Raw genomic sequence first — 6,572 nt, 5'->3', positions numbered from 1 at the left:
TGATTGCGGGTGCAAAAGTAAAAACCTTTTTTGAAACTCGCAAATTTATTTTTGGAAAATTTTATTCCTTTTTTAAACCTGCTTCCTGTCAGTACTTACCTATGAACTTCGCCTTTATTGCGGGTGCAAAAGTAGCACCTTTTTCCGCTTCCGCAAGCTTTATCGCAACTTTTTTTCAAACTTTTTTGCAAGGCGCTGGAAAACAGAAGCCTATAGTCGAGCTTTTTTTAGACTTTTTCCAGGCAGGTTCACAGAAACCGGGAAAAACAAGGGTGAGGAATTGTAAGCAGGGTTATTTCTAACAGAAAATCAAGTAAAATTTATATACATATATATAGGTAATACAGGCAAAATATGTTTCAACTCCATCAAAAGCAATAAAAAAGGCAGCCTTTCAAGACTACCTTCTTCTGTTTGGGCTATAAAAACCCTATTATGTTTTAGATTTTGCTACTTTCTCATTCCATGATTTAGCTAATTCCTGGTAATTGATACTGATACCAGGATTTTGTTTTGGGAGTCGGCCTTCTTCAAAAGCCCTTACCAATATAGTTTCGATTAGAAAATCTTCCGGTACATTATAAGGATTGTATTGTGTTTTTAGGTTTATACTAAAAACACGGGCTGTCTTATTTGCCCAAAATGCCTTCCACCCGCTTTTTTGCTCCTTAATTAAATCAAAAGTGGTAGAACCGGTTTGCCTATGGATTAGCTTTACGAGAATTTGCCCATCTCTTCTGGATAATTTTTTCAACTGTCCTTCAAATTCATTCTCGAGATATTTTTCTACAATCTTAAAGTACTTCTTCTTTTCTTTTTCGGTCTTTAGTTTAGCCATTCCCTTTTCTAATGCAACCAATCTATCCGCAGCAGCTTTTGCAAAAGGATATACGCGTTGTACTCTTCTCTGCAAAATCAGGAAGTTCTTTTTACTTTCTTCATCAATCTCTCCTTTTAATATGAGTACTTCATCCAGCTGGACTACCTTAATTGTATCCGGCTGATTCAGGTACTCGTCATTTTTATCTACCTGTGCATTTAATGTATTAGATAAAAGGAAGAGTAAAAAGAAATAGTTTATAGTTTTCATTAAGTTTGATTTGTTATGTAAAATTATATAATATATGGATAACTGTAATTTCAAATTTATATTTTAGCCAAAAAATAATCATATGGCATCAAAATCTATACTCAAAAAGTCTTCACTTGATTTTCTGGAAAACTATCTGAACAATGCGTCACCTACCGGATATGAATCCGGAGGCCAAAAAATCTGGATGGACTATCTAAAACCATACGTCGATACTTTTATTACGGATACCTACGGAACTGCTGTTGGTGTCATCAACCCTGAAGCGAACTATAAGGTCGTTATCGAGGGACATGCCGATGAGATTTCGTGGTATGTCAATTATATTACTGAAAACGGTTTAATTTATGTAATCCGAAATGGCGGTTCGGACCACATGATTGCTCCTTCAAAACGCGTCAATATTCATACCAAAAACGGAATTGTAAAAGGTGTTTTTGGTTGGCCGGCTATCCATACCCGAAATCGTGGTAAGGAAGAAGGCGCCAGAATTGATAATATTTTTATTGATTGTGGTTGCGAAACAAAAGAAGAGGTTGAAAAACTTGGCGTTCATGTTGGCTGTGTTATTACTTATCCGGACGATTTCATGGTTCTGAATGAAAACAAATTCGTTTGCAGGGCTATCGACAACCGAATTGGCGGTTTTATGATTGCTGAAGTTGCCCGACTGCTTCACGAGAATAAAAAGAAACTGCCTTTTGGACTATACATTACCAATTCCGTTCAGGAAGAAGTAGGCTTGCGCGGTGCTGAAATGATTACCAAAACTATCAGGCCTAATGTTGCCATAGTTACGGATGTTTGCCATGATTCCACTACTCCAATGATTGATAAAAAAATTGAAGGTGATACTCAAATTGGTAAAGGCCCGGTTGTGACTTATGCGCCTGCCGTTCAAAACAATCTTAGGGAATTAATCCTGGATACGGCAGAAGAAAAGAAAATCCCGTTCCAGAGATTGGCTTCTTCAAGAGTTACAGGAACCGATACGGACGCTTTTGCCTACAGTAATGGTGGTGTTGCTTCGGCATTAATCTCTTTGCCTCTTCGTTATATGCATACAACAGTTGAAATGGTTCATCGTGATGATGTAGAAAATGTGATAAAACTGATTTACGAATCTTTGCTTAAAATTAAAAACGAAGAAACATTTACCTACTTTGGTAAATAACACATTAATATAATACTCAGGTATAAAAACAAAAGTCCCGTTATTGATGAGATAACGGGACTTTATTTTGATTGATGATTTCTTATGCTTTTTTATGCGCTTTTATAAGTTCAGCTGCTTCAGTAGCATTTGATAGCTCAGCATGTTTTAATGCTGTAAATCCTTTTTCATCTTTTGTGTTTACCTTCGCTCCGCTTTCCAAAAGCAATTTTACGATTTCTACCTTATTGTAACGTGCAGCAAACATTAATGGCGTCATTCCATTTGAAGTAGCGTTGACATCTGATCCGAATTCTATCATTCTTTTTACAGTTTCAACATCTCCTTTAGCGATAGCCTGACATAAAGGGCTTACGTTTTTAGCTTTTACAACAACAGTGTTTTCTGTTAGGGAATTAGTGTTAGCTGCGATAGCAACATTTCCAAATGCAAGTAATGCAATTCCTAAGTAAACGATTGATTTTTTCATGATGATTGTGTTTTAAATTATTTTTTGATTTGATTGTTACTTAATAGACGACTGTTTTTTTCTTTTGTTACAGTATTTTATTTTTCTAACATAATTTTAACATTTAGCGTTTTATGCTCCCTGTTATTTTCACACTACAAAGAACAAAAAAACCACGCAGAGCGTGGTTATCAGATAATTATGATTGTGTTAGATTATTTATTCAGAAAATCGAGTACGTTTTTTTCGATGCGCTCATGAATATTGGAGATATCGGCTTTAAAAAATTGCTCTCCTAAAATATTTTCATACAATTCAATGTATCTTTCAGAAACTGATTCTACATATTCTTCTGTCATTTCCGGAATCTGCTGCCCTTCCTTACCCTGAAAGCCATTGGCAATAAGCCATTGTCTTACGAATTCTTTTGACAGCTGTTTTTGGGATTCTCCCCTCTTCTGTCTTTCTTCATAACCTTCTTTATAAAAATATCTTGAAGAATCCGGTGTATTGATTTCATCAATCAAAACGATTTTCCCTTCTTTTGTTTTGCCGAATTCATATTTTGTATCAACCAGAATCAAACCTCTGTCGGCTGCAATCTGCGTACCTTTATTATAAAGCACTTTTGTATAGTTTTCCAATACTTCATAATCTTCTTCTGATACGATTCCCTTTTCTAAAATGACCGCTCTTGAAATATCCTCATCATGCTCTCCATTATCTGCCTTAGTTGTTGGCGTGATAATTGGTTCCGGGAATTTATCATTTTCTTTCATCCCATCAGGCATTGCAACACCACAGATTTCTCTTTTGCCGGCAGCATATTCCCTTGCAGCATGGCCTGACAGGTAACCACGTATAACCATTTCTACTTTAAACGGTTCGCATAAATGGCCAACGGCTACGTTTGGGTCCGGTGATGCAATTAGCCAATTCGGAACAAGATGTGAGGTCATTTCCATGAATCGGGTGGCAATCTGGTTTAATATTTGTCCTTTATAGGGGATTCCTTTGGGTAAAACCACATCAAAAGCAGAAAGCCTGTCAGTAGCAATCATCACCAAAAGTTCGTCATTAATATTGTACACTTCACGAACTTTTCCTCTGTAAACAGATTTCTGTTTCGGAAAATTAAAATTGGTAGTAGTTATTGTGTTGTTCATTTCTATGGTTGTTGTGTTGTTTGTAAAGATGCAAAAGTAATTCGTTTGGCAGAGATACACAAAAGAAAAGGCTCGAAATAATACCTATTAATTAGTACTTCCGAGCCTTAGTCATTTTAATAATTGTTTTAAAAACAACTGGTTATTTTTTACTATTTTATATGTTTCTGCTTTAGCCTGGTATAAGACCAAAAACATCAACCTGTTGCGTTATCTTTTAATTTAATTATACGCTGCTACTCTCAATCGTGGTTTTCAATTTTTTTATAGGCTTCTATTACTTTCTTAACCAGTCTGTGACGTACAATATCCTTATCATCAAGATAGATGATTCCTATTCCGTCAATATCTTTTAGTACCAGTAAAGCTTCTTTTAATCCTGAAATTGTCCTTCTTGGCAAATCAACCTGTCCCGGGTCGCCCGTTATCATGAATTTGGCATTTTTCCCCATACGGGTCAGGAACATTTTCATTTGTGAATGTGTTGTATTCTGAGCCTCGTCAAGAATAACAAATGCATTATCAAGCGTACGTCCACGCATGAAAGCCAATGGTGCTATTTGTATGATTCCTTTTGTGATATAGTCTTCCAGTTTTTCGTTGGGCAACATGTCACGAAGGGCATCATAAAGTGGCTGCATATACGGGTCCAGTTTTTCTTTCATATCACCGGGAAGGAATCCCAGATTTTCTCCGGCTTCTACCGCAGGACGCGTAAGTATAATCCTTTTGACCTGCTTCTCTTTTAACGCTTTTACAGCCATTGCCACACCTGTATAGGTTTTTCCGGTTCCGGCCGGACCAACGGCAAAAACCATATCATTTTTGTTTACGGTGTCTACAAGCAACTGCTGGTTTGGCGTCATTGCCTTGATTATTTTTCCACCTACACCATGTACCAGAATTTTGTCATGGTCTGCCATTCTTTCCACCTGTTGGCTACCACCCTCAATAACTCTTTCAATAACATTATCGTCAATATTATTATAGCGTGAAAAATGGAGCATCAGGCGCTGGAAGCGGTTTTCAAACTCGTCTAAAACTTCTTTTTCTCCAAAAGCTTTAATCGTAGTTCCTCTGGCAACAATTTTTAGTTTAGGGTAGTATTTCCTAATAGTTTCAAGATGAGAATCTTGGGCGCCCCAAAAATCTTTTGGCGCAATATCTACGAGTTCGATTGTTCTTTCGTTCAAAAGCTATAGTATTAAATTAAAAATTATCTGGCTATTTTGTTAGCTTTGCATATCTCAAATTTAATAAAAATTTAGGCGCCGCGGCGTTAATGTTATAAACAATTTTATGTCAATAATTACCCTTACGACCGATTTTGGATGCAAAGACCACTTTGTCGGTTCTTTAAAGGGTAAAATTTATTCTGAATATCCTGAAGCCAGGATTGTAGACATTTCACATGAAATTGATTTGTTCAATGTTTCTGAAGCCAGTTATATTGTTGGTGCTTCTTATTCCAGCTTTCCAAAAGGAACCGTACATATTATAGGTGTAGATTCTGAACTGCATCCCGAAACGCAGCATATTGCAATGCAATGGAACGACCAGTATTTTATCTGTGCTGACAATGGAATATTGAGCCTTTTGATTCAAAAAATCATTCCACAGAAAATTGTATCTATTAATATACACGACCGACTGGGAATCAATGCAACGGCTATGGACGTTTTTGTAACCGTAGCTTGTCATTTAGCACGAGGCGGATTACTGAATGTTATAGGAAAGGAGATTACTAAAATAAAAGAAGTCACTGAATTGCAGGCTGTAGTTAGTCAGGACAATAATAGTATTAAAGGCTATGCTATCTATATTGACCATTTTGGAAATGTGGTGACTAATATTTCCAAGCAGCTTTTCACTAAAATAGGAAAAGGCAGGAAATATGAAGTCAGCTTTAAGAATTATAAATTAAGGACCATTCTTCCTAATTATTCATCGATTGTTAATTTTGAGCAGAATTCCATTAAATTTTATGAAGGAAAGGAGTTGGCTATTTTCAATGAGGCGGGATTTTTAGAAATCGCAATCTACCGTAGCAATCCTAATTCTGTTGGAGGTGCCTCCAGCCTGTTGGGATTAAAGTACCGCGATTTCGTAAGTATTAATTTTATTTAGCTTTATATATTGGGCTTTAAGCTTTAGGCTGTAAGCAGTAGGCTTTCTGCAATAGACAAATCACAAATCTAAAATCATAAATCACAAATTTACCTATCATAAAACTATGTTTGTACGAATTGTAAAACTGTCATTCCACGAAGAAAACATTCCTGCCTTTTTAGAAAATTTCGAATTGATGAAAGAAAAAATACGAAATGCGCCCGGAAATCGTTTCTTAGAATTGTATCAGGACAAAAATAACAAGTGTGTATTTTTCACATACAGTTATTGGGAAACAGAAGAAGATTTGGAAAACTACAGGAAGTCGGCACTTTTTGACGATATCTGGACGTTTACCAAAAAATTATTTAATGATAAGCCCGAAGCGTGGAGCGTGGATAAGCTTGTGACGCTTGAATAATTTTGGATTTATGATTTGAGATTTAAGATTTAAGATTTTTGGTGTAACTTGCCCCGTTATCAGGAAGGCTGTAGGCTGTAGGCTGTAGGCTGTAGGCAGAAATCAGAAATCAGAAATCAGAAATTTGAAATCAACTATACACTATACATTATCAACTATCAATT

At 36.1% G+C, this 6,572-nt stretch carries 7 protein-coding genes; 3 read left to right on the top strand and 4 right to left on the bottom strand.

The genetic code is table 11. From position 1 onward, the window contains the following. Positions 1-433 precede the first annotated feature (433 nt). Positions 434-1,090 carry a DUF4294 domain-containing protein gene (locus tag ASG38_RS12490; protein WP_056071347.1) on the bottom strand — a complete coding sequence of 219 codons (657 nt, stop codon included), beginning with the start codon at positions 1,088-1,090 and terminating at the stop codon, positions 434-436. An 82-nt stretch (positions 1,091-1,172) separates the two neighbouring features. Here ASG38_RS12490 and ASG38_RS12485 point away from each other — a divergent pair, with 82 nt between their 5' ends. After that, complete coding sequence (locus ASG38_RS12485) at positions 1,173-2,264, top strand: M42 family metallopeptidase (protein ID WP_056071344.1); 1,092 nt, start codon at positions 1,173-1,175, stop codon at positions 2,262-2,264. A gap of 82 nt (positions 2,265-2,346) precedes the next feature. On the opposite strand, the gene ASG38_RS12480 is transcribed toward ASG38_RS12485, so the two are convergent. From ASG38_RS12480 to ASG38_RS12470, 3 genes are all read right to left on the bottom strand, one after another. After that, the gene (locus ASG38_RS12480; protein WP_056071342.1) at positions 2,347-2,733 is read right to left on the bottom strand and encodes an ankyrin repeat domain-containing protein; all 387 of its coding nucleotides are present in this window, start codon (positions 2,731-2,733) and stop codon (positions 2,347-2,349) included. 194 nt (positions 2,734-2,927) lie between these two features. Then, entirely contained in the window at positions 2,928-3,878 is a 951-nt protein-coding gene (locus ASG38_RS12475) for a phosphoribosylaminoimidazolesuccinocarboxamide synthase (protein ID WP_056071340.1), read from the bottom strand. Between the two features lie 242 nt (positions 3,879-4,120). Then, a complete protein-coding gene (locus ASG38_RS12470) occupies positions 4,121-5,071 on the bottom strand; it encodes a PhoH family protein (protein ID WP_056071337.1) in 951 nt (316 codons plus the stop codon). 106 nt (positions 5,072-5,177) lie between these two features. Between ASG38_RS12470 and ASG38_RS12465 the strand changes: the two genes are divergently transcribed. Beyond that, on the top strand, positions 5,178-6,005 hold the full coding sequence (locus ASG38_RS12465; RefSeq protein WP_056071334.1) for an S-adenosyl-l-methionine hydroxide adenosyltransferase family protein: 828 nt from the start codon (positions 5,178-5,180) through the stop codon (positions 6,003-6,005). A gap of 106 nt (positions 6,006-6,111) precedes the next feature. Next, complete coding sequence (locus ASG38_RS12460) at positions 6,112-6,408, top strand: putative quinol monooxygenase (protein WP_056071330.1); 297 nt, start codon at positions 6,112-6,114, stop codon at positions 6,406-6,408. Positions 6,409-6,572: the final 164 nt, after the last annotated feature.

Source organism: Flavobacterium sp. Leaf359, from assembly GCF_001423985.1.
GTDB classification, from domain to species: Bacteria; Bacteroidota; Bacteroidia; order Flavobacteriales; family Flavobacteriaceae; genus Flavobacterium; species Flavobacterium lindanitolerans.
The sequence above is the reverse complement of the archived record's forward strand: the minus strand, read 5'-3'. Positions and strand labels throughout refer to the sequence as shown.